We start from the raw sequence: 22,046 nt of genomic DNA, 5'->3' as shown, positions 1-22,046 counted from the left end.
GGGGCGCAATGACTTTTGCCATCGTCCTGCTTGCGTTGGTATTGCTGATGCTGGCCGCGTATCGCGGTTACAGCGTCATCTTGTTCGCGCCGCTGGCGGCTCTGCTGGCGGTGCTCCTGACCGATCCTGCCGCCGTGCCTTCGGTGTTCACCGGCCTGTTCATGGAGCGGATGGTCGGCTTCCTGAAGCTGTACTTCCCCGTGTTCCTGCTCGGCGCGGTGTTCGGCAAGTTGATCGAGCTGTCGGGGTTCTCGCAATCCATCGCCGCGGCCGTAATCCGGCTGGTTGGGCAGGAGCGCGCGATTCTTTCCATCGTCCTGGTCTGCGCCCTGCTGACTTACGGTGGCGTTTCGCTGTTCGTCGTGGTGTTCGCGGTCTATCCGTTCGCCGCCGAGATGTTTCGTCGTGGGGACATTCCGAAACGACTGATCCCAGGCACGATTGCCTTGGGCGCGTTCACGTTCACCATGGACTCGCTGCCCGGCACGCCACAGATCCAGAACATCATTCCGACCACCTTCTTCGGCACGACCACGTGGGCCGCGCCGCTGTTGGGCACGATCGGTGGCGTATTTATTCTGACGTGCGGCTTGTTATATCTGGAGTGGCGGCGTCGGCAGGCGGTGCGCAGTGGCGAGGGTTACGGCACCGGCCATAGCAACGAGCCCGAGCAAGTCACAGCTGGAAACACCACACATCCGTTGATCGCCATCCTGCCGCTGCTGGTGGTGGGCATTGCCAACCTGTTCCTTACGCGGCTCATTCCGCGTCTTTACGAGCCGACGATTGAGACGCACCTCGCAGGGCTCGCTCAGCCCCTGGTCACGCAGCTCTCGAGCGTCGTCGCGATCTGGGCGGTGATGGCCGCATTGTTGATGGGCATCCTGACGGTGCTGTTGTTTGCGTTCCGCCCCGTTGTTACCAAGTTTGCCGAGGGGACCAAGACCGCTGTCGGTGGCGCATTGCTCGCGTCGATGAACACTGCATCTGAATATGGTTTCGGGGCCGTCATCGCAGCGCTGCCGGGCTTCCTCATCATTCGCAACGCATTGATGTCGATTCCCGATCCGCTGGTGAACGAAGCAATCACCGTGACGACACTCGCCGGTGTGACTGGTTCCGCATCGGGCGGACTAAGCATCGCGCTGGCTGCCATGTCTGAACATTTCATGTCGGCGGCGCAAGCGGCGGGCATTCCTCCAGAAGTGCTGCATCGAGTAGCGGCCATGGCCAGTGGCGGCATGGATACATTGCCTCACAACGGCGCGGTCATCACGTTGCTGGCGGTCACCGGCCTCACCCATCGGCAATCGTACAAAGACATCTTCGCCATCACCTGTGTGAAGACGTTGGCCGTGTTCTTCGTCATCGGCGTGTACTACGCCACCGGCATCGTTTGAGCATACGAAGCATGAACAGACTTGTAAGCGGCATGCTGGCGACGGCACTGACCCTCAGCGGAGCAGCCATTGCAGCTCCCTTGCCCAAGGCTGCGAAGCCCGAAACCGTCGGCTTATCTTCGCAACGTTTGCAACGACTGACCGACGCGTTCAACGCCGACGTTCAGAGCGGCAAGATCCCCGGTGCGGTCGTGATGATCGTGCGGAACGGCAAGGTCGCGTATTCCCAGAGTTTCGGATTCCAGGATCGCGCGGCGGGCAGCACGATGCGCCCCGACTCGATCTTCCGTATCGCCTCGATGACCAAGCCGATCACCATCGTCGCGGCATTGATGCTGGCGGAGGAAGGCAAGTTGCAGTTGATGGATCCTGCGTCCGTCTATCTGCCGCAGCTCAAGAACCTGCAGGTCGGCGTCGAGGTCAAGGAAGGCAGCGGCGAGCGACGGCTGGTGCTCGAGCCGGCGCGTCGTGAGATCACGGTCCAGGATCTCATGCGTCATACCTCGGGCATGACTTACGGCATCTTCGGCGACTCGTTGGTGCAACGGGCCTATCGCGCGGCCGGCACGATGGACGATCAACAAACCAACGCTCAAATGATCGACAAGCTGGCGCAATTGCCGCTGGCGTTCCAGCCCGGCGCCGCGTTCGAGTACAGCATGTCGAACGACGTGGTGGGCCGGATCGTGGAGGTCCAAAGCGGCCTGGATCTGAATCGATTCATCGTCGAGCGTATCGCCAAACCGCTCGGCATGCCTGACACCGCGTTCCTGCTGGACGGCGAACAGACAACGCGCCTCGCACAGGCGCAGTCCGCCCCGGGCGCGCCGCCGCTCATCATTGGATACAACCCGGCGAAACCGCCGAAGTGGTTCTCCGGTGGCGGTGGCCTGCTGTCGACTGCGGAGGACTACGCACGCTTCGGTCAGATGTTGCTGAATGGCGGTGAGCTGGATGGTGTTCGCTTGCTGTCACGAAAGAATGTCGAGCTCATGACCAGCGATCATCTGCCGCCCGACGCGAGCTACGGTGCTTTCACTTTGGAATTGGGATTGACCGCACCTTTGCCTCAATACGGGCAAGGGTACGGGCTTGGCGTCGGTGTGCGTAAGGAAGCCGGGCGGAGCATGGTGCCCGGTTCCGTAGGCGACTATTACTGGGGCGGCGCCACCGGGCCCTATTTCTGGGTCGATCCACGGGAAAAACTGGTTGCTGTCATGATGCTTCAGGCATCGGATATCCAGCTGCGCACTCACTACAGATCGTTGTTGCGCAATCTGGTTTACCAAGCCATGCAGTAGCGGAAAATCGCGCGCTTTGCGCGTTGACCGCCGTGTAGGAAGGCGGCAGGCTTCGGCAAGTGAGCCTGTCGTTCGTCAAGCGCGTGGATGGATCTGCCGACTTTCTGGGTGGAGGCGGCGAGATGGGCGGGCTCATTCGTTCGTTCGAATGGGCCGGCACGTCGCTCGGGCCGCCCGACCGATGGCCGCAATCGTTGCGGACCGCGCTCAGGATCCTGCTCACGACCCATCATCCGGCTTGTATTTTCTGGGGGCCGGACCTCCTTTGCTTTTACAACGACGCTTACCGGAGCTCGCTCGGCCCGGAGCGGCATCCGGCCATGCTCGGTGCGCCGCTGCGAGAGGTGTGGTCTGAAACTTGGTCTGTCATGGGACCGCAGATCGAGCGTGTGATGTCGGGCGCGGGCGCGACCTGGGCCGAAGATCATCTCGTCATGATTCCGCGCTTCGGTCAGCGCGAGGAGATCTATTGGACCTATAGCTTCAGTCCCATCGACGATGCCGATGCGCCCAGCAGTGTCGGCGGCATCATGGTTCTGTGCGTGGAGACCACCAAGAAGGTGCGCGCCGAGCGGCAGCTGGCATTTCAGCTGGCGTTGAGCGACAAGCTGCGCAGCTTGAGTGACGCCTCGGAAATCATGCTGACCGCGGCGGAAATGGTGGGCCGACAGCTCGGTGCCGGGCGCGTCGGTTACGGCGAGATCGAGCAATCCGGCAAGTCCGCTCTGGTCGTCTGCGATTGGGCGGCGCCTGGCATGGGCAGTCTCGCCGGCCGCCATCAGCTCACTGATTTCGGCATGACGTTAGTTCGAGAGCTGCAAGCCGGTCGCACGGTGCGGATGGAAGATAGTTCGAACGATCCGCTGACGCAGGATGCGAGCGGCGCGGATGTTTATACCGCCATCGGGGCTCGCTCGGGGATCACGGTGCCGTTGATCAAAGGCGGGCGGCTGGTCGGTGCGTTCTATGTGCACCAGGCAGATCCGCGTCGCTGGACTGACGACGAAGTTACATTGGCTCGCGAGACTGCCGAGCGCACTTGGGAGGCGGTCGAAAGAGCGCGGGCCGAGAATGCGCTACGACAGCTCAACGCCACGCTCGAGCAGCGAGTCGAAGATGCGGTTGCTCAGCGCAAGCTGTGGGGCGAGTTGCTGGACTCGGTAACTGCGTTGGTCGCGGCGGTCGGCAATGACTATCGATTCCTCGCGATGAACAAAGCCTACGCGGATCGTTTCGAGCGGCGTATCGGCGTGCGGCCCGAAGTTGGTGACAGCTTGCTGGAACTGCTGAGGGTGCAGCGAGAGCAGCTCGCACTGTCGGGTAGTCGTTGGAGCCGTGCGCTGGCCGGTGAAGAGTTCACATTGATCGAACCGACCGCGCCGACCGAAGGGGACTTCGATCGCCAATACGAGATCACCTACACCTCGTTGCGCAATCCTTCAGGACAGGTCATCGGCGCGTTTCAGTATGCGCAGGATGTTTCCGAGCGGATCCGCGATCAGAAGCGACTGTCCGAGGCGGAAGAGTCGCTGCGTCAGTCGCAGAAGATGGAAGCGGTCGGCCAGCTCACGGGCGGCATCGCACACGACTTCAACAATTTGCTCACCGGCATCATCGGCTCGCTCGACATGATGCAAAGAAAGCTCGCTCGCGGTCAGCAGATCGACGTGAATGCTTATGTGTCGGCGGCGATGACCGCAGCGAATCGAGCCGCGGCGCTGACTCATCGTCTGCTCGCATTCTCTCGTCGGCAGGCGCTGGACCCCCGCCCGGTGCACGTGAACCGATTGATCCTCGGCATGGAAGAGCTGTTGCGTCGGACGTTGGGCGAAGCCATCGGCCTGGAGTTCGTCGAAAAGGGCACTGTGTGGCTCACGCGCTGCGACCAGAATCAGCTGGAAAGCGCCTTGTTGAATCTGACCATCAATGCCCGCGACGCCATGCCCCAAGGCGGCAAGCTCATCATCGAAACCTCCAACGAACAGCTCGCCGATCCGCACGAAGCCAAGCTGCGGGACGTCATGCCGGGCGACTACATCGCCATTTCGGTGTGCGACAACGGTGTCGGCATGTCGCCGGAAGTGGTGAGCCGCGCGTTCGATCCTTTCTTTACGACCAAGCCCATCGGTCAGGGCACGGGGCTCGGCTTGTCGATGATCTATGGATTCACTCGACAGTCCGGCGGCTACGCGAAGATTCAGTCGGACGTGGGCAAGGGCACGACAGTGAGGCTGTATCTGCCGCGCTATCACGGCGAGCATGAGTCGTCACAAGAGCCCGAGACCGCGCCCGTCGCATTGTTACCTGCTGCTCGCGAGGAAGTCGTTCTGGTCGTCGAAGATGAGCAGGTGGTGCGCGATCTGGTCGTCGATCTGCTCGCCGAGATGGGCTATCGCTCGCTGCAGGCGGTCGACGGCCCGAGCGGGCTGGCGATTCTAGTGTCCGATGTGCGTATCGATCTGTTGATCTCGGATGTCGGCCTGCCGGGGTTCAATGGCCGTCAGCTGGCCGACGCGGCCTGTGCGCACCGAGAGGGATTGAAAGTACTGTTCATCACCGGGTATGCGCACAACGCCGCCGTGAGTAACGATCTGCTCGCGCCGGGCATGCAAATGATCACCAAGCCGTTCGCGCTGGAAACATTGGCGGAACGGATTCGGGACATGATCGGCAGCTAGCGCTTCATCGGCTCCTTCGCGGGGACCAACGCCGACACGGTCAGGCGCGGCGACCCGACGTTTCCAAAGGCCGACGAGCAACTGTTGGTCTTGTCGACGACGATTCGCACCGACATGCGCGGCAGGATCTGCTGGCGCAACTGCTGAACCAGCTCACAATCGCCGCGTTCCAGTCGCATGTCTCGATTGCGAGCGAACGACACCTCTTTCCACACGGCCGGGAAGCGTTCCAGATCCGCGGCACCGGGCAGTTGCTCGCCATTCACGCGGGCGACCAGCTGGTCCTTGGCATCATGGGTGGTCAGCTCGCGAATGTTTTCTTCGGACGCGAGCACGGGCGACTGCATCGCTATCTGAAAGCGAGCGATGCCCAGCTGCTCGTTGCAGACGTAGCTCTGCAAGCGCACGTTTTCCCGGGCGCCAACCGTGCGCAGGATGATTTCCAGTTTATCTTCCAGGCTCCGGCACGAGTACATCGTGCTGTAGCCGCGGTATTCGAAATTCACCTGCTGCGCTTTCCAGACGGCTGTCACTTCCTCTTCGGTCGAGTGGGCGAACACAGCGGCCGGAGCAAGGGCGAGCAGCGCGGCGAGCTTGACAAAAAAAGTCCGCATCGACCCTCCAATGTCACATCGTGACCGCGAATGTTAATCCGCCTCTGTGTCAGTGACATAACTGTAGAGCGGGCAGGCGAGGGCGCGCCACGGACTGCCGGCCAACAACACTCGCCTGCCGGTGAAACGAGTATGATGAATCACCGCAGCACAGACGGGCCCCCGGGCGGGGAGCTCGCGAAGGGGAGCGGAGGATATGGACAAGAAGTCCAAGGATGCCTGGGAAGGCTGGTCCATTGTCGGCGCCGTGACCATCGGGCTGATTCTGGTCGTGACCATGGAAGCAATGATGGCGTCGACTCCAGACGACGGAGTTCGCGGCATCGTTCGCGCCACTGCGCGCAGCTCGTTTGCTTTGTTTGCTCTGGCGGCTACCGCGTCGGCGGTTTATTACTTCTGGCCGAATCCCTGGACCCGCTGGCAGCTGCGCAATCGTCGCTACCTCGGCGTCTCGTTCGCGCTGTCATTGGCCATTCATTTGCTGGCGGTGTTCGCGCTCAGCCGCCTCAATCCAGCTTCATGACCACCGAGTCGGTCAGCACCGGATCGTTGAAGCGCGCCATATCGCCGACCTTTTTTCCCGGTACGAGGAAGAGCCGGGCGGAGAGGGGCTTGCGCAGGCGAGTGGCGAGTGCAGCGACGTCGCGAAGCAAGCCGCTGATGCTGTCGGCCGAGGTGTTGCCCGGAATCGGGATGACGTCCAGACCGGTGCCACAGACGCTCGAGTACAGCAGCACATCGCGAATACCGTAGCGATTCTCGCCGGCGCGCTGAGCGAGCAGCGGATCTTCGAGAACAGGCAGCATGAGTCCCGAATAGCCGCAGGTACGCACGGACACGGACTTCAACGCGGCGGTAACAATTGAGCAGGCCTCGAGCGTGCCGGCACTACCGAACGGCGTGCGAGTGAGCGCTTCGATGGCAGCGGCGATGCTGCGATCTTTGATGGGCGCGGGTGACGCGTCGATACCCAGGTACTGGCGGCCCTCGCTCTGGGCGATCTGAGTCGCGAGCTTTTCCACGGGCGCGAGAACTTCATCCAACGCGTTCCGCAGTTTCTCGGTGGCATCGTCGCCGGCGCGCACCGATGCGAATGCGCGTTCAACAACGGACGCTGTTTCCATTCCAATCGCGAACGACTCAGGGCCCTGGTGCCACGCCACTGGAAAGAACGGTGTGCCGGCCGGAATGTTTGCCGCCGCCGCGAAACGGAAGTTCGCGAGTCCGCCGGGCAGCGTGTTGGCCAAAGCGACCATGATCTTCGCGCTCATCGCCGCGGTCTTCGGCAATACGCCGCCGTCCGGTGTGGCAATCGCCGTGGAGAAGCTGATGGCCTTGGTCGCTTTCACCAAGGCGATGGCCCATTCCACCAAGCTGTTGTCGGAGCGATCGTCAGTCACGATAGGTCCGATGTTGAAGATCGCGCCTTGCGAGGTGACCAGCTCATCGATACGACGCAACTGATTCAGTGCCTTGTCCCGCGCCGCCGGTGCGAGCGACGCAATGACAGGATTCACCGCCACTCGAATCGTCTGCACCTCATAGCCCGCGGCCTCGAAAGCTTGTTTGGCGCGTGTGACAAATGCGACTGCCGCTTCTACCCGCTCCAGTTCCAACGCCGACGTGAGCTCCACGCCCGCGGTGATGGTTCGCACTCGCACCGGATTCAAACTTGATGCTGCCACAGAGTCATTCGCCTTCGACAGGGATAACCCTGCCACTCCAACCAACCAGAAGATGTCGCGCCGTGATGGCATGACATCAATCTCATTCGTCATCCAGTAACGTGCGGGACGAGGGCAGGGCCTCACGTTCCTTGAATGCCCGACGCTTCCTGCTCGGGCTCATATAGCTCGCGACGCGCGCGAAGAAATCGCCAAAGTCCTGAGGGGCCGAGCCGCGGAGGATCTGCTCCAGCGAATGAAAGCCCAGCGCCCGATAGCTCTCGAACTGCGACTCGCTGAACCACTGGTCGCTGGTGGGTTCATGCGGGAACGAGTCGACCGTCCTGGCGTAACTGTACACGTCATAGGGTACCGGATGCTCGCCCCGTCCGCGCAACGTGGGCTTGATGTACAACAGCCGGCCCGGCGGCGTGCCCTTGTCGACGGCATCGTAGTCGATGCGTGCGACCGCGCAGTACAGGCCTTGTTTGGCGGCGCTGTTCGGATAGATCTCGATTTCTTTCTCGAACTTGATCGGAATCCCGAAGTCGATGCGGATCTTGCGAATCGCGTTGCCCAGGTCACCGAGCTTCGACTCCGGATCGCAGCCGGCGTCGCTGACCATGATGTACCGGCAGCGACGCAGCACCACTTCATACAGGCCCAGATTGTCGAAGTGGCCGCCATCGGACAGGTTCACGTACTTGAAGTCCGGCGTGGTGTAGCCGAACAGCTCGCCCAGCATCGGCGACAACGCCTGGCGCGGGCCGGGCAGGCGATAGGCCTTCTCGCCTTGCGCGTTGGTGTTGCCCAACCACGCGCCCAGACGAACGTTGAATAGCGACATCACGAACGCGAGTGCCGGCGACGAGCAATACCCCATGTGAGGATTGGCAGCGGCACCTGAGATCGTTACTGCCGTGCCGAGCGAGATGCCGCCCTGTCCGCCGTAAACCTCCGACGCGCGATAGCCTTCGTGAAAGTTGCCGCAGTAGTAAGGCGTGATCGAGAACGACTCGGCCTTGCGCTCCTGCCACGCGAGCTTGCCGTCGCGCAGGATGTTCAATGTGACATTGATCAGCGGCAACAAACGCTGCCCGCCTTTGGAGGGACGCAGCTTGTGCATGCGAAGGTTGTCGGAGGCATCGAAGCCGGTGAACGGATCGGGTTTGCGATTGGTGTGAGACGCGCCCATGTACGCGCGCACCAGTCGATTGCGATAGAAGCCGTGCAACGAGAAACGGTTGATGTTGACGATCAGGCCCATGAGCAAGGCCGCACCCAGGAAGATGGACGGCAGTGCCCAGAACCATTCGAAGCCGGTGTGCCGCAAGTTCGGCTGACGCAACATCGGATCGGTGAAGATTCTTTCGGCCGTGACATTCGCGTTCGTCACGATCCAGCCACCGAGCGTCGCTGTCGCCCATGACATCACCAGCACGACGCAGACCACGAAGATCGGAGCCGCCAGTGCCAGTCCGACTCGTTGCATGATCGAGGGTTGATCGGTCGCGGTCGTCGCGGTTTTGTCTCGGCTGCCGAGCAACGCGGCGGCGATGCCGGAAATACCGCCGGCTGCGGCAACGAGCGGCTTCGCGGCGTTGGAGATCTTGTCGAACAGATACTGACCGAACAAACACAGCGTGGTGATGGCGATCCAGCCCAGCGCGATGGCGAGAATCCAACCGGAGAGGCGGGCCCACCATTCGCGGTCGCCGTCGTTGACCAGCGCCGGCTTGGCACCGGTGACGAATGTTTCGCTCATGCTCGCCAGGCCGACGAACAACGTGCGCGCCAGCAGATACAACCCAAGCAATGCCGGCAGGGTCAGCATGACGTACAGGCCGGGATGGTTATAAAGCGGGAGCAATAGCCCGCGGATCACCAGCGCCAGCAGGAATGAAATCGCGAGACCGGAAATCAACAGCGCGCCGAACTCGAACTTGCCGGTGTGCACGCACTCGGCCGGAATGTCATGGCGCAGTCGATACAACATCTCGACGACCAGCCAGCCGACCAGGGGGATGACCGTGCACCAGAGTACCGAGAAGATCAGGATCGGGCGGTTGTCCGCCGACCAGAACGGTGCATCGAGAATGACGGCCGGGTCGTTCGCATAGCCGAGCCCGGTGAACGACAGCAGTGCCACCGCGGCGATGACCGGCAGGACACACAACAACGAATAACGGGACGAGGGCGTATCGGGATCGCGCACGAAGCGCCGGTGGTAATAAATCGAAAAGCTCGCCAACAACTCCACGACGATCGAGGTGTACAGCAGCGTTTTGCTCAGACCGGGGCTGACGGTGCTCTGGACCAGCAGATACACGCCCTGCGGAATCACAACCAGCGCCGCCAGCAGCGGAATGATCACCAGCCAGTTCAGCAGCAGATTGCGCACGAAGATGGCCGCGGCGGTCCATGTGTCGGCGGAGAAAAGACCGAGGCGGGGAGTGAGGTAGTTACTGAACTGGCGCAAATGATCGACCGGTTTTGGCTCGGGTGCGAGCGGGTTCACCGGCTGTTCGGGCTTGCCGCCCAGGTCCTGGAAGACGTCCTTGGCCGTGCCCGTGTCCTGCTGCTGATGATGAATCCAGGCCTGCAGCCAGCTGGCGATGTAACCGCCGCCGGAGACGCTGGAGAGATAATCGAATTCCGGCAGCAGCTTGTTCTTCGCCAGGGATTGCAACACGCCGAGATTGAACGTGGCGCTCCGAATGCCGCCGCCCGACAGGCACAGCGCCGATAGCGGCGGCTGGGTCTTGCTGGAGTCCGTATCGGCATCGACCGTGCCGATCATCTGAAACAACTCGCGCAGATTTTCCTGGTACTGCGGATCGGTGCCCGCGGCGTCGAGCTGTGCTGGATCGAATTTTGCCGGTTCGAACGACTTCGACGCGCAGTACTCCGGCCGCAACGCCTGCAGCTCACGCCACAGCACTTCGTTGAAGGTGGCGCGATTGGTGATATCCGGAGGGGTGCTCGGCTCTGACATAGCGGATTCCTTCGCTGAATATTTGTTTTGATCTGCCCTGCAGACGGGGGCTTGCTAAAACTCATTCGATGGGCTGCGTTGCGCCTCCAATCGCCTGCAGCAAGGCACAAAGCGCAGCCCATATGTCGATATGGGCAAGCTTTGTAACGCAGCGGCAGGCGATTCGAGGCGCAACCCATATAATGTATAAATATCCTTTGATGGGACGAGCTATTGCGGTTCAGGACGTCGTTGCTCCTCCCTTGTGTACAGAGAGTACACGGCGGTCGTCCCGCCTAGCCCTGAACCGCAATAGCTCGTCGCAGCCCATCGAATGAGTTTTAGCAAGCCCCAGCACGTGCATCAATTATTGCCCGCCATCCTCGTTTGCGCGGACCTGCTGCGGCGATCTATTTTATCCGTGTCGGCGGCGACTCCACGGACCACGGGTCAGAAGGGGAAAGTCATGAGCGACCGAGGTAATCGACGACGCATCAGTGACGGCGGCCTGATTTTTATCACCATGATGGTCACGATCCTGCTGTGCGCCCTGTGGGTGGCAGCGTCGGCCGATGCGGCCGACACCCCGCACGCAGGATCTACCGAACAGTTGCGGCCCGGGGGTTCATACGCCTGCCACGAAGGAAATTACGCGCTGCCCGGCATCCTTGCCGGAGCGCGCGGAGGCGAAAAAAGGTAAGTAACTATAGCTTGGCGTCACGCTTCAACAATTCGTCGATCGTGACGCCGACTTCCGGCACGCCGCCGAACACGGTGCCCAGTCGGTTGTCGGTGAAGTGCTGAAGGGCCGTCTTCGCAGCCTGATCGGGTAGCGCGACGAAGCCGACGTCAGCGGCCAGCGACGGCCCTTCGGTCAGGTAGTACTCGATCAGCTGCCGCACTTCAGGACGCTGCGCCGATTTGTCGCTCACATAAATGAACAGCGGACGCGACAGCGGTTGATACGTGCCATCGACAACGGTCGCATTGCTCGGCAGAACCTGCGTGCCATCTTCCTTCTCGATGGGCACCGCGCGCATGCGGTCCTTGTGACCAACGTAGTAAGCGAAGCCGAAGTAACCGAGCGCGTTCTTGTTGTTTTCCACGCCTTGCACGAGCACGTTGTCATCTTCGCTCGCGGTATAATCGCCGCGGCTGGACTTCGCCTTGCCGCTCACTGCTTCGGTGAAGTAATCGAACGTGCCCGAATCGGCGCCGGGGCCGAACAGCATCAGCGGCGCATCGGGCCACTCCGGACGCACCTGATTCCAGCGCATGACCTGACCTTGCGCGCCCGGCTCCCACATCTTCTTCAGATCGGCGACCGTGAGCGACTTCACCCAATCGTTCTTCGGATTGACGACCACGGTGATGGCGTCGAACGCGACCGGCAGCTCGATGAAGTTGATGCCCGCCTTCCGGCACATCTCCATCTCCTCGGTGAGGATGGGGCGCGACGCGTTGGAAATATCGATGTCGCCGCGACACAGTTTCTTGAAGCCGCCGCCCGTGCCGGACAGCCCGACGGTCACGCGGACCGCGCCCCGCTGCTCGGACTGAAATTCTTCAGCCACTGCTTCGGCGATGGGAAACACGGTGCTCGAGCCATCGATGCGAATCACTGGCGTGTCCGCTCCCATGCGAACGGTGGGCGCCGTGCCGTCCTGCTTGCCACAGCCGGTCAACACCACGCTGAGCTGAGCGGCGAGCGCAAGTACCGCCAGACGCCGTGTGTTCATGAGAGGGCCCTCGTCAGTTAAAAGGAGGGAGTTTGCGGGAAATGCGGGGGAATGTCTGCCCGCCGCGCCAATCGCGACTGAGTTGTCAGCTGAGCGTCAGCTTGCGCCAGGTCTCTCGATAGGCGGGCAAAGATTTCAGCGGCATCGAAGCGGCCGGCGTCATCGTCGGCGCCTGCGCGTCATGGAAGCCGGCGAGATAACACGCTGCGCGCGTGTTGCCGCCATCGCCTGAACTCAGCGCGACGGTTCGTGTCGGCAGCAGCGCACTTAGAACCGAGCCGAACAACGGGTTGGTCGCAAGCGGACCGTCGATCAATACGTCGCCTTCAGCTCCCAGCATTTCGATCAGCAGCTCGCACATGAGTGCAACGTAGAGTGTTGCCACGCTGGCGCGTTCCGAGCCCGACAAGTTGTCGGCGTTGATCAAGCGACCTTCGCGTCCGGCAAACGGCCCGCCGCTGGCGAACGCCGGGAGTGCCATCGCCTGGCGTTCGATCACGTTGAGCAAAGCTGGCGCGTTTGGACGGGAGTCCGTTCCGGCGATGGCTTCGTACTCGCGACCGCCCATGAATCTTGCCGTCGCGACTGGCGAGCCGAAGGCGTCGACGCTTGCGAGCATGTCTTTATCTTCGCGCAGTCGCGACAGGTCGGCCCGATTCGCCATGACGACGGTCCAGGTGCCGCTCGAGATTACGGTGAACGGCGCTGTGTGATCGCGCGTGGTTAGAAACTTCAGATACGACGCGTTGGAGTCGTGAATGCCGCAAGCGACCTGACATTGAGGGTCGAGCCCGGTGGTCGCTGCAACTTCCGCTGAGATCGGGCCGAGTACATCGCTGGCGAGCTTGGTCGGCGGAAACAGCTTGTCCCAGCCGCGTGCCCGCGCGAGCTTCGAGAAACTTTGTTCACGAGGTAGCCATAGATCGGAGTGACAGCCCAGCGACGTGACTTCGCTGGCCATCACGCCACTCAGTCGCCATGCCCAGAACTGCGGATATAACAGCGCATGCTCGACTCGCGAAAAGAGTTGTGGCTGCGCTTCTTGGAGGAAGAACAGCTGTCGGCCGATATTCAATCCGAGCGGCAGATCAGGGGAGTACGTGCTTTGATAGCTGTCGCGCTGCTGGCGGTACTCCGCGTTCACTCGCTCGAAGCATGCGTCCTCATAATCGGGGGCGGCGATCACGCGATTCTCGCGATCGACGAGCACCGCTGCCGCTCCATGCGCGACGGGCACGATTGTACGAATGCGGTCGCGGTGGGGCGCGTCGCGCAGGGCGTCCAGCAACCATTGGCTGATTGCTTCGACGTCCAGCTCGCGCATCGACGGACCTTGAACGACGGCATTCGCACGGCGGCTGCCGCGAATCTCGGCGCCTGTCTCTGGATCGATCACCAGGACTTTGGCGTGGGTCTTGCCGATGTCGATCAGGGCGATCAGCGGATGAGTCATGGCTTGGTTCACGCCCGCCTTGGGGGCCGGCCCCACCAGCGCTCGGCCAGCACGGGAATGGCGACGACGGTGATGAGCAACGTGCCGACGATGATGGACATCACTATACCTGGCACGTTCAACAACCCCAGTCCGAAGTTCACGAAGCCCAGCACGACGGCGGCGAGCAGCACGCCCGGAATGGTGCCCTTGCCGCCCCAGACAGATACACCGCCGAGAATCACCATGCTGATGATCTCCAATTCCCAACCCTGTGCGATCGACGGTCGCGTTGAGCCCAGCCGCGACGTGAGCAGCACCGCCGAAAGGCCGCTGCAGAGTCCCGTTACTGCGAAGAGCAGGAATCGATAGCGATCGACCGGTACGCCTGACCACTTCGCTGCGGTGGGATTTGCGCCCAGGGCGTAGATGGTTCGGCCCCAGCGCGTTATATGCAGGAACAAACCGAACATCACGGCCAGGACGATCAAGATGCACAACTCGATCGATAACGGCCCTGTTGCGTAGCCCTGTCCGAACTTGGCAAACGACTGCGGATAATCCTTCAGCACGCGATCGCCGAGGACTGCATAAGCGAAGCCACGAAACAGCGTCATCGTGCCGATGGTCGCGACGATCGACGGCACGCGACCCAGAGTGACTAGCGCGCCATTGATCATGCCGGCCACGAGTCCTGTGCTCAATCCAATCGCCACCAAGCCCGGCGTTTGGACCCCGGCCGCTGCGCCCAATCCCATTGCGACGGAGGCCAATGCGATGATGGCCGCGACGGAAATATCGATCTCACCCGCGATGATCAGCAACGCCAGCGGGAGAGCGATCACGGCCCGCTCGGTGAAGTTGAACGTCGCGTCCGACAAGGTCCACACGTCCAGAAAATATGGCGACAGATTCGCGAAGCACACGAATTCGATGACCAGCACGAGGGTGAGCATCGACTCCCAGCGCAGCAGGCGTTTGAATTCTTGCGTGTTCATGCCGCCTCGATGACCGGTATCAGCGCGAGCATCGATTCCCAGCGCAGCAGGCGTTTGAATCTTTGCGTACTCATGTCGCCTCGAGGGCCGGTCTCAGCGCGAGCGTCGAATTCCAACGCAGCAGGTCTATGAATTTTTGCGTGTTCATGTCGCATTGATGACTGGTATCAGCGCGAACGACGGGCCCCGTTGCAACGTGTCCTGGTGTGCTCATGCCGCTTGCCCCTCCAGGATGGCGCGCTTGTCTTCTCGTCGTCGTGCGCTCAGCACGGCTGCGACGACGATGACCAGCCCGTTAATGCCCATTTGCCAGAACGGTGAGATGCCGATCAGCGGCAGTGCGTTTCGAATGACGCCGATGAACAGACACCCCAGCACCACGCCCGCGACCGTGCCGATGCCACCCGCAATCGCGACACCACCGATCAAACACGCCGCGATCACTTGCAGCTCGAAGCCAAGCGCGATGTCCGTGTACGCCACGGCGAAGCGCGCCACCCATAGGTAACCGCACAACCCGGCGATGGCGCCGCAGATCGTGTACGCGAAGAATTGCATGCGACCGGGATCGATGCCTGTGTACGTCGCTGCGGCTGGGTTGCCGCCCGCCGTGTACAGGTTTCTGCCGAGCACGGTGTAACGCATCACCACGGCGAAGCCTGCGACCGCAATGATCGCGAGCCACGCAAGCAGCGTGAGACCCAGAACCTCATGGCGGATCAATCCGAGAAACTGCGGCGACATATGGTTGTCGTTCACCCATGTGCCACCGGACAGCAAATAAATCAGCCCGCGATAGACGGACATCGTGCCGAGCGTAACGACGATGGGTGGCAGCTTGAATCGCCACACCAGCAATCCGTTGATCGCGCCGAGCAGCGTGCCGCTCGCGAGAGCAATCAAGAGTACCGGCGCGACACCCACGCCTGGATAGCTCTTATTTAGTAGCGCGACCAGCATGCCGGACAGTGCCAGATTCGCGGCGATGGACAGATCGATGCCACGCGTAATGATCACGAGCATCTGGCCCAGCGCGAGCAAAATCAGAATGGCGCTGTCGTCGAGAATTTCAGCAAGATTGCCGGGCCGCGCGAACTGCGGAAAGGCTGCCGTCACCGACAGCAGCAACAACACGACGATGATCCCGAGGGCGAGATCGCGACGGGTGGCGGAGCTCGTACTCATCTCGGATCCACCGTCGCAGGTGCCGAACAGTTGAGGATAACGAGTATCTGGCCCAACGCGAGCAGGATGAGAATGGCGCTGTCGTCGAGAATTTCAGCAAGGTTGCCGGGCCGCGCGAACTGTGGGAACGCTGCCGTCACCGACAGCAGCAACAACACGACGATAATCCCGAGGGCGAGATCGCGACGGGTGGCGGAGTTCGTCTTCATCGTGGATCCGCCGTCACGAGTGTAGAACAGTGACACGCTATGGCGCGGTCACCGATCCGGAGCGGCTGTCGATGCAATGCCTGGCGCAGGTGGATGCGATCGCGGTTACACGACGCGAGCTTGGACAATCTGTTCATTCTCATCACGCGTCCGTCGCCGCCTGGACAACATTCTCCGCCGTCGCTTCACTTCGATTCAGCAACGCGCGCACGCGACCCCGGCGCATGACTAGAATCCGATCGGACATGCCAAGGATCTCGGGCAGTTCCGACGAGATCATCACAACCGCATTGCCTCGTTGAGCAAACTCACTCGTCACCGCGTGCACCGCTGACTTCGCGCCTACGTCGATGCCTTTGGTCGGCTCGTCGAGAATCAGAACGCGAGGTGAGCGTGCGAGCCACTTCGCGATCACGACCTTCTGCTGATTGCCGCCGGACAAATCGCCGACGTTCTGCTCGGGCCCCGTCGTCTTGATGCCAAGCGCGGAGATCCAATGATTCGCCAGTGCCGACTCACGCTCCCGGCTGCAAATGCCTCGCGGGGCCAGCGAGTCCAGGTTGGTGAGCGAAACATTAGCCGCAATGGAGAACGGCAAGATGGCGCCTTGCTGCTGGCGGTCTTCGGGGACGTAAGCGAGGCCCTGGCGGACGGCGTCCGCCGGGCTGGCGATGGAGACGGCGCGGCCGGCGATATGAATTGAGCCGCGGTCCGGCGAGGTCAGGCCGAACAAACATTGCGCCAGTTCCGTGCGGCCCGCACCGACGAAGCCGTAGATGCCCAGCGTCTCGCCCTGGCGCACCGAGAACGATATGTTGTCGAACTCGCTCGCGCGCGATAACCCGTCCACACGCAGCAGTTCCTCACCCGACGTCGTTGCCAATTTCGGAAACAGCTGCTCGACCGACCGGCCCACCATCATCCGAATCAATTGCTCGCTGCCGGTACCGGCAATCATGCCGCTCCCGACCGACGCACCGTCGCGAAACACAACGTAGCGGTCTGCCAGAGAAAAGATCTCTTCAAACTTGTGACTGATAAAGAGCAACGCGCAGCCAGAGTCGCGCAACCGTCGAGCAATCCGAAACAAGTCATCGGCCTCGCGATGAGACAAAGCCGCAGTCGGCTCATCGAGAATCAGCACGCGAGCCTCGCTCGTCAACGCCCGAGCAATCTGCACGATGTGCTTCTGAGCAACGCTGAGCTGCCCCGCCGGCGTATCGGGCGAGAACGAAACATCGAGTTGTCGCAGAATCTCCGCCGCGCGAGATCGCATCTCGCTCCAAGCAATGAACCGCCCCCTCTTCGGACGCGCGCTGACGAAGATGTTCTCCGCGACCGTCAGGTTATCGAACACGACGCATTCTTGATGCACGACGTTGATACCAAGCTGTCGTGCATGTTCCGGATCGCGCACGCGGATGGATCTACCATCGAGCATGAGCTCGCCGCCGTCCGGCTGATGAATGCCGCACAGAATTTTGACGAGCGTCGACTTGCCCGCGCCGTTCTCGCCGATCAGCGCCGTCACCTGGCCCGGATACAAATCGAGATTGGCATCGCGCAGCGCCTGCGCGCCGCCGAAGGATTTCTTGACCTGCGTCAGCGTCAGTAGAGGCTGCGCTGGTGCCTGCTGGATCGCCGCCGCCATATCAGAAAATCGCCGCGAACTGTTCGACGTTGCTTTGATCGTAAATAAACGGCTTGGCCATGGCACCGACGCCATTGCCATCGAACTTCACGCTACCCACGCGCCCCAGCGAGATCTCCTGACCGCCGTCGGTCTTGGTATCGCGAGCGAGCTGAGCGGCGACTTGAGTCGTGGCATAGCCGAGATCGATGGGATTCCAGATCGCGAACTTCGGCACGACGCCTTTGCGCACATAGCCGACCAGCTCTGACGGCAAGCCGAGCCCCGTGACTTTCACTTTGCCCGTGAGCCCCTGATCTTCGATGGCCTTGGCCGCAGCGACGATGCCGACCGAGCTCAATGACACGATCACAGCCAGGTCCGGATGCTGCTTCACCAGCGCCACCGTCTCGCGATAAGACTTGTCCGCGACGTCATCGCCATAAACGACGCTAACGAATTCCAGCCCGGGATAAGTCGGCAACGCTTGCTTCATCTGCGCGAGCCAGGAGTTTTGATTGGTCGACGTCGGTGTCGCGGAGACAACCGCGACTTTGCCTTTGCTTTCCGGTGCCAGCTCCGACGCCAGCTGCGCAACAGTCTGACCAATCAGCTCATCCGACGAAGGAGCGAGATGAACCGAGCGACCTTCCTTCGCGACGGCGGAGTCATAAGAGATGACCTTGATGCCTCGTTGCATCGCTCGTTGCAGCGTCGGCACGAGGGCATCGGGATCGTTCGCCGAAATGGCGATGGCGTCGACGCGCTGAGCGATCAGCGCGTTCAATGTTTCTATCTGTCCTTCGGCGGTCGGCGTGGTCGGGCCGGTGAAAATGATCTCGGCACCGAGTGTGGCCGCAGCTTCATCCGCACCTTTGTGAACGGCATCGAAGAAGCCATTCCCCAGACTCTTGGCGACGATGCCGATGCGAAGTTTGTCAGCGCCGCTCTTGCCTTCACTGGAAGGCTGCGGCCGCTCGCCGCAACCCGCAAGCACGACTGCAACCAGCGACGCCGCGCCCACGAGCATTGCTCTTCTAAGCATTCCCATCCCCCCGCTTTTTCCAGACAGCCGACCTGTTAACAGGCCGTGCCGCCGCGTCTCGAATTACGCGAGCTTCTGCAACTCGTCGTCCTCGCTCACCGAGGCCACGATCACTTTGATGCCCGCCGCCTTGAACACTTCCAACTCTTCGGGTTTCGCGCCGTCGTCGGTGATGATGGTGGAGATCCGCTCCAGCCCCGTGACGATCATCGCGGACTTCTGCCGCAGCTTGCTGCTGTCGGCCATCACGATCACATCTTCGGTGCGCTTCAACAGCTTGGTCTGCGCCTGCACGATCAACGGATCGGCTTCCATGATGCCGAAGCGGTTCAGGCCGTAGCAGCCGGTGAACAGCTTGTTGCCCCAGAAGTTCTCGATGGTGTCGTTGTCGAACGGGCTCAGCACGATGTTCTGTTCGCGGAAGATGGTGCCGCCCGGCAACGTGATCCGGTTGCGACTGGTGGCGAGCAGCTTGGCCGCGATCGGAAACGAATTGGTCAGGATGTCCAGATCGTGGTCGGCGAGAAATTCCACCAGCGCGAACGTGGTGGTGCCGCCATTGATAATGATGCTCTCGCCGGCGGTGATCAGTTCCGCCGCCGCGCGAGCGATCGCACGTTTCTGCGGAACGCTGATGTCCTGACTCAACGAGAACGGCATGCCCACCAAGTGCGGCTGATGCCGGGGCCGCACGGCTTCGGCGCCACCGCGAATACGTTTGACCTCGCCGCGCTCGGCCAGCGTGTTGATGTCCCGGCGAATGGTCGCCTCGGACGCGCCGAGCAAATCCAACAGGTCGCCGACGCTCACGATGGAGCGCTCTTCGACGAGCTTGAGAATCAGGCTATGGCGCTCACGTTCCAACATGGAACCTCCTAGAAGCAGTTCCGATCACGGCCCTCAGACCGCTGATCGATTATGCTCGCATCTGATTGTATATGATCGTTTCGTGTGGTAAACAGGCATTTCATAGCGCGTGAGGCGATTTTTTGTGCCCGAACGCGATCAAACGGCCCTTGGGGGAGATTAGATGAGTGTGGTTCAGCCGGCGCAAGCCGAGTCGTCCTCGTTGCTGGTCGAAAACCGCTGGAACGACGCGGCTGCGGCAGAAATGAGCCCGGCCCAGCTGCTGCTCTATCGCTCCAATCTGCTCGGCTCCGACAAGCGCATCACCAACTTTGGTGGTGGCAACACCTCGGCCAAGATCTTCGACAAGGATCCGCTCACAGGTCAGGACGTGAAAGTGCTGTGGGTGAAGGGCTCGGGCGGCGACCTGGGCACCATGAAGCTGGACGGCTTCGCCACCTTATATATGGACAAGTTCCTGTCGCTCGAGCCGTTCTACAAGGGCAAGGACAGCGACAGCGTGCTGGTGCCGCTGTATTCCCACTGCACCTTCAATCTGAATCCGCGCGCAGCGAGTATCGATACCCCGCTGCATGGCCTGGTCGATCGTGCGCACGTCGACCACATGCATCCGGACGCGCTGATCGCCATCGCCGCCGCGGCCGACAGCAAAGCGCTCACTAAAGAAATCTACGGCGATGAGATCGGCTGGTTGCCGTGGATTCGCCCGGGCTATGAATTGGGCCTGGCGCTCCGCAAGTTCACGCGTGAAAACCCCAAGGCGCGCGGTGTGGTGCTCGAAGCGCATGGGGTTTTCACGTGGGCCGATACGGCGAAGGCGTGTTACGAGAACACGCTCGACGTGATCAATCGCGCGACGACGTGGCTGGCGGAAAAGAGCCGCGGCAAACAGCCGTTCGGTGCGCTTAAGACTCAAGCATTGTCGCAGGAAAAGCGTCGTGAGGTCGCGGCCGCCGTCATGCCGCGCATTCGTGGCTTGATTTCAGGGACGACGCGCAAGGTCGGTCATTTCGATGACAGCGCCGCGGTGCTGGAATTCGTGGGCAGTGAGAAGTTGCAGGCGCTGGCCGATCTCGGCACGTCGTGTCCCGATCATTTCCTGCGCACCAAGATCTGGCCGCTGGTGCTGCCGTTCGATGCTGCCAACGAATCGGTCGAGCAGTTCGCTCGTCGCGTGCAGCCGGCCCTCGAACAATATCGCGAGCGTTACGCTGCTTATTACGAGCGCTGCAAGCGGCCCGGCTCGCCGAAGATGCGCGATCCGAACGCGGTCGTTTATCTCGTGCCAGGCGTGGGCATGATCACGTTCGCTGCTGATAAAGCCACCGCGCGCATCGCGGGCGAGTTCTATATCAATGCGATCAACGTCATGCGCGGTGCTGCTGCCGTATCGACATATCGCGGCCTGCCCGAGCAGGAAGCCTTCGATATCGAATATTGGGATCTGGAAGAAGCCAAGCTCCAGCGCATGCCGAAGCCGAAGCCGTTGGCGGGTCGCGTCGCGCTGATCACGGGCGGTGCGGGCGGCATCGGTCTCGCGACCGCGCGGCGGTTGATGGATGAAGGTGCCTGCGTCGTGCTTTGTGACATCGACCACGATGTGCTCAGCGAAGCCGAGGCCGGCTTGAAGAAACAATATGGCAGCGACGTCGTTGCCAGTTGCTGGGTCGATGTGACGCGTGAAGACGCGGTCGCCGCCAGCTTCCGCGACAGCTCGTGGAAATTCGGCGGCATCGATATCTGCATTTCCAACGCGGGCATTGCCTCAGCCTCGCCGGTGGATCAGACCAGTCTCGCGACCTGGCAGAAGAACATGGACATCCTGTCCACGGGCTACTTCCTGGTGTCGCGTCAGGCGTTCCAGTTGCTGAAGACCCAGAACATCGGCGGCTCGATCGTGTTCATCGGCTCCAAGAACGCCTTGGCCGCTTCGCCGGGCGCCGCTGCTTACTGCACGGCCAAGGCCGCTGAGTTGCACTTGGCTCGATGCCTGGCGCTGGAAGGCGCGCCGGCCGGCATTCGCGTGAATGTTGTGAACCCGGACGCAGTCCTGCGCGGCTCGCGCATCTGGCAGGGTGAATGGGCCCAGCAGCGTGCCGAGCAGTACAAGACCAGCACCGAGGAGCTCGAGTCCATTTATCGCGAGCGCAGCCTGCTCAAGCGCAGCGTGTATCCGGAAGACGTGGCTGAGGCCGTCGCCTTCTTCGCGTCCGAGCGCGCCTCGAAGTCGACTGGCAATATCATCAACGTCGACGCCGGTAACGCCGCCGCGTTCACGCGGTAGTCGAGCACAAAAAAGATCGGACGAGT

General features: G+C 61.5%; 17 protein-coding genes. 6 read left to right on the top strand and 11 right to left on the bottom strand.

Features of this window, described 5'->3' with window-relative positions:
• Window positions 1-8 precede the first annotated feature (8 nt).
• Genes ACFPN2_RS12685 through ACFPN2_RS12675 form a run of 3 tightly spaced genes read left to right on the top strand, consistent with a single transcriptional unit; the run spans window position 9 to window position 5,379 of the window.
• Window positions 9-1,400: a GntP family permease gene (locus tag ACFPN2_RS12685; protein WP_380597020.1), complete on the top strand. Its 1,392-nt coding sequence runs from the start codon at window positions 9-11 to the stop codon at window positions 1,398-1,400.
• An 11-nt stretch (window positions 1,401-1,411) separates the two neighbouring features.
• Window positions 1,412-2,701: a serine hydrolase domain-containing protein gene (locus ACFPN2_RS12680; protein ID WP_380597018.1), complete on the top strand. Its 1,290-nt coding sequence runs from the start codon at window positions 1,412-1,414 to the stop codon at window positions 2,699-2,701.
• 59 nt (window positions 2,702-2,760) lie between these two features.
• Window positions 2,761-5,379 carry a GAF domain-containing hybrid sensor histidine kinase/response regulator gene (locus ACFPN2_RS12675; protein WP_380597016.1) on the top strand — a complete coding sequence of 873 codons (2,619 nt, stop codon included), beginning with the start codon at window positions 2,761-2,763 and terminating at the stop codon, window positions 5,377-5,379.
• Here ACFPN2_RS12675 and ACFPN2_RS12670 read toward each other — a convergent pair.
• Window positions 5,376-5,993, bottom strand: coding sequence for a hypothetical protein (locus ACFPN2_RS12670; protein ID WP_380597014.1), 618 nt, complete (start codon window positions 5,991-5,993; stop codon window positions 5,376-5,378). The genes ACFPN2_RS12675 and ACFPN2_RS12670 overlap by 4 nt on opposite strands.
• 196 nt (window positions 5,994-6,189) lie before the next feature.
• Between ACFPN2_RS12670 and ACFPN2_RS12665 the strand changes: the two genes are divergently transcribed.
• The gene (locus ACFPN2_RS12665; RefSeq protein WP_380597012.1) at window positions 6,190-6,516 is read left to right on the top strand and encodes a hypothetical protein; all 327 of its coding nucleotides are present in this window, start codon (window positions 6,190-6,192) and stop codon (window positions 6,514-6,516) included.
• On the opposite strand, the gene ACFPN2_RS12660 is transcribed toward ACFPN2_RS12665, so the two are convergent.
• Window positions 6,500-7,678 (bottom strand): DUF711 family protein, encoded by a 1,179-nt coding sequence (locus ACFPN2_RS12660; protein WP_380597010.1) that lies wholly within the window; start codon window positions 7,676-7,678, stop codon window positions 6,500-6,502. The two genes, ACFPN2_RS12665 and ACFPN2_RS12660, sit on opposite strands and share 17 nt — an antisense overlap.
• Window positions 7,679-7,760: 82 nt before the next feature.
• Complete coding sequence (locus ACFPN2_RS12655) at window positions 7,761-10,652, bottom strand: patatin-like phospholipase family protein (protein ID WP_380597008.1); 2,892 nt, start codon at window positions 10,650-10,652, stop codon at window positions 7,761-7,763.
• Between the two features lie 445 nt (window positions 10,653-11,097).
• On the opposite strand from ACFPN2_RS12655, the gene ACFPN2_RS12650 reads away from it, so the two are divergent.
• A complete protein-coding gene (locus ACFPN2_RS12650) occupies window positions 11,098-11,331 on the top strand; it encodes a hypothetical protein (RefSeq protein ID WP_380597006.1) in 234 nt (77 codons plus the stop codon).
• Between the two features lie 4 nt (window positions 11,332-11,335).
• Here the strand turns inward: ACFPN2_RS12650 and ACFPN2_RS12645 are convergent, their stop codons facing one another.
• The 8 genes from ACFPN2_RS12645 to ACFPN2_RS12610 form a co-directional block, all read right to left on the bottom strand.
• Window positions 11,336-12,370 carry a PstS family phosphate ABC transporter substrate-binding protein gene (locus ACFPN2_RS12645; RefSeq protein WP_380597004.1) on the bottom strand — a complete coding sequence of 345 codons (1,035 nt, stop codon included), beginning with the start codon at window positions 12,368-12,370 and terminating at the stop codon, window positions 11,336-11,338.
• An 85-nt stretch (window positions 12,371-12,455) separates the two neighbouring features.
• Window positions 12,456-13,823: an FGGY-family carbohydrate kinase gene (locus ACFPN2_RS12640; RefSeq protein WP_380597002.1), complete on the bottom strand. Its 1,368-nt coding sequence runs from the start codon at window positions 13,821-13,823 to the stop codon at window positions 12,456-12,458.
• Window positions 13,824-13,831: 8 nt separating this feature from the next.
• Window positions 13,832-14,800: an ABC transporter permease gene (locus ACFPN2_RS12635; RefSeq protein ID WP_380597000.1), complete on the bottom strand. Its 969-nt coding sequence runs from the start codon at window positions 14,798-14,800 to the stop codon at window positions 13,832-13,834.
• 210 nt (window positions 14,801-15,010) lie between these two features.
• Window positions 15,011-15,985, bottom strand: coding sequence for an ABC transporter permease (locus ACFPN2_RS12630; RefSeq protein WP_380596998.1), 975 nt, complete (start codon window positions 15,983-15,985; stop codon window positions 15,011-15,013).
• Window positions 15,982-16,194 (bottom strand): hypothetical protein, encoded by a 213-nt coding sequence (locus ACFPN2_RS12625; protein ID WP_380596996.1) that lies wholly within the window; start codon window positions 16,192-16,194, stop codon window positions 15,982-15,984. Before ACFPN2_RS12625 ends, ACFPN2_RS12630 begins: the two co-directional genes overlap by 4 nt.
• A gap of 142 nt (window positions 16,195-16,336) precedes the next feature.
• On the bottom strand, window positions 16,337-17,845 hold the full coding sequence (locus ACFPN2_RS12620; protein WP_380596995.1) for a sugar ABC transporter ATP-binding protein: 1,509 nt from the start codon (window positions 17,843-17,845) through the stop codon (window positions 16,337-16,339).
• A 1-nt stretch (window position 17,846) separates the two neighbouring features.
• Window positions 17,847-18,875 carry a rhamnose ABC transporter substrate-binding protein gene (gene rhaS, locus ACFPN2_RS12615; protein WP_380596993.1) on the bottom strand — a complete coding sequence of 343 codons (1,029 nt, stop codon included), beginning with the start codon at window positions 18,873-18,875 and terminating at the stop codon, window positions 17,847-17,849.
• A gap of 57 nt (window positions 18,876-18,932) precedes the next feature.
• Window positions 18,933-19,736, bottom strand: coding sequence for a DeoR/GlpR family DNA-binding transcription regulator (locus tag ACFPN2_RS12610; protein ID WP_380596992.1), 804 nt, complete (start codon window positions 19,734-19,736; stop codon window positions 18,933-18,935).
• A gap of 163 nt (window positions 19,737-19,899) precedes the next feature.
• Here ACFPN2_RS12610 and ACFPN2_RS12605 point away from each other — a divergent pair, with 163 nt between their 5' ends.
• Window positions 19,900-22,020 carry a bifunctional rhamnulose-1-phosphate aldolase/short-chain dehydrogenase gene (locus ACFPN2_RS12605; RefSeq protein WP_380596990.1) on the top strand — a complete coding sequence of 707 codons (2,121 nt, stop codon included), beginning with the start codon at window positions 19,900-19,902 and terminating at the stop codon, window positions 22,018-22,020.
• Window positions 22,021-22,046: the final 26 nt, after the last annotated feature.

This window comes from Steroidobacter flavus, assembly GCF_042651805.1.
GTDB classification, from domain to species: Bacteria; Pseudomonadota; Gammaproteobacteria; order Steroidobacterales; family Steroidobacteraceae; genus Steroidobacter; species Steroidobacter flavus.
This window is presented reverse-complemented; position numbering and strand designations above follow the sequence as displayed.

Excerpts from the sequence above, each read along its gene's own strand:
- ACFPN2_RS12665 (WP_380597012.1), top strand. The coding sequence starts at position 6,190 with ATGGACAAGAAGTCCAAGGATGCCTGGGAAGGCTGGTCCATTGTCGGC.
- ACFPN2_RS12610 (WP_380596992.1), bottom strand. The coding sequence starts at position 19,736 with ATGTTGGAACGTGAGCGCCATAGCCTGATTCTCAAGCTCGTCGAAGAG.
- ACFPN2_RS12635 (WP_380597000.1), bottom strand. The coding sequence starts at position 14,800 with ATGAACACGCAAGAATTCAAACGCCTGCTGCGCTGGGAGTCGATGCTC.
- ACFPN2_RS12650 (WP_380597006.1), top strand. The coding sequence starts at position 11,098 with ATGAGCGACCGAGGTAATCGACGACGCATCAGTGACGGCGGCCTGATT.
- ACFPN2_RS12630 (WP_380596998.1), bottom strand. The coding sequence starts at position 15,985 with ATGAGTACGAGCTCCGCCACCCGTCGCGATCTCGCCCTCGGGATCATC.
- ACFPN2_RS12670 (WP_380597014.1), bottom strand. The coding sequence starts at position 5,993 with ATGCGGACTTTTTTTGTCAAGCTCGCCGCGCTGCTCGCCCTTGCTCCG.
- ACFPN2_RS12605 (WP_380596990.1), top strand. The coding sequence starts at position 19,900 with ATGAGTGTGGTTCAGCCGGCGCAAGCCGAGTCGTCCTCGTTGCTGGTC.
- ACFPN2_RS12655 (WP_380597008.1), bottom strand. The coding sequence starts at position 10,652 with ATGTCAGAGCCGAGCACCCCTCCGGATATCACCAATCGCGCCACCTTC.
- ACFPN2_RS12680 (WP_380597018.1), top strand. The coding sequence starts at position 1,412 with ATGAACAGACTTGTAAGCGGCATGCTGGCGACGGCACTGACCCTCAGC.
- ACFPN2_RS12620 (WP_380596995.1), bottom strand. The coding sequence starts at position 17,845 with ATGGCGGCGGCGATCCAGCAGGCACCAGCGCAGCCTCTACTGACGCTG.
- ACFPN2_RS12685 (WP_380597020.1), top strand. The coding sequence starts at position 9 with ATGACTTTTGCCATCGTCCTGCTTGCGTTGGTATTGCTGATGCTGGCC.
- ACFPN2_RS12640 (WP_380597002.1), bottom strand. The coding sequence starts at position 13,823 with ATGACTCATCCGCTGATCGCCCTGATCGACATCGGCAAGACCCACGCC.
- rhaS (WP_380596993.1), bottom strand. The coding sequence starts at position 18,875 with ATGGGAATGCTTAGAAGAGCAATGCTCGTGGGCGCGGCGTCGCTGGTT.
- ACFPN2_RS12645 (WP_380597004.1), bottom strand. The coding sequence starts at position 12,370 with ATGAACACACGGCGTCTGGCGGTACTTGCGCTCGCCGCTCAGCTCAGC.
- ACFPN2_RS12625 (WP_380596996.1), bottom strand. The coding sequence starts at position 16,194 with ATGAAGACGAACTCCGCCACCCGTCGCGATCTCGCCCTCGGGATTATC.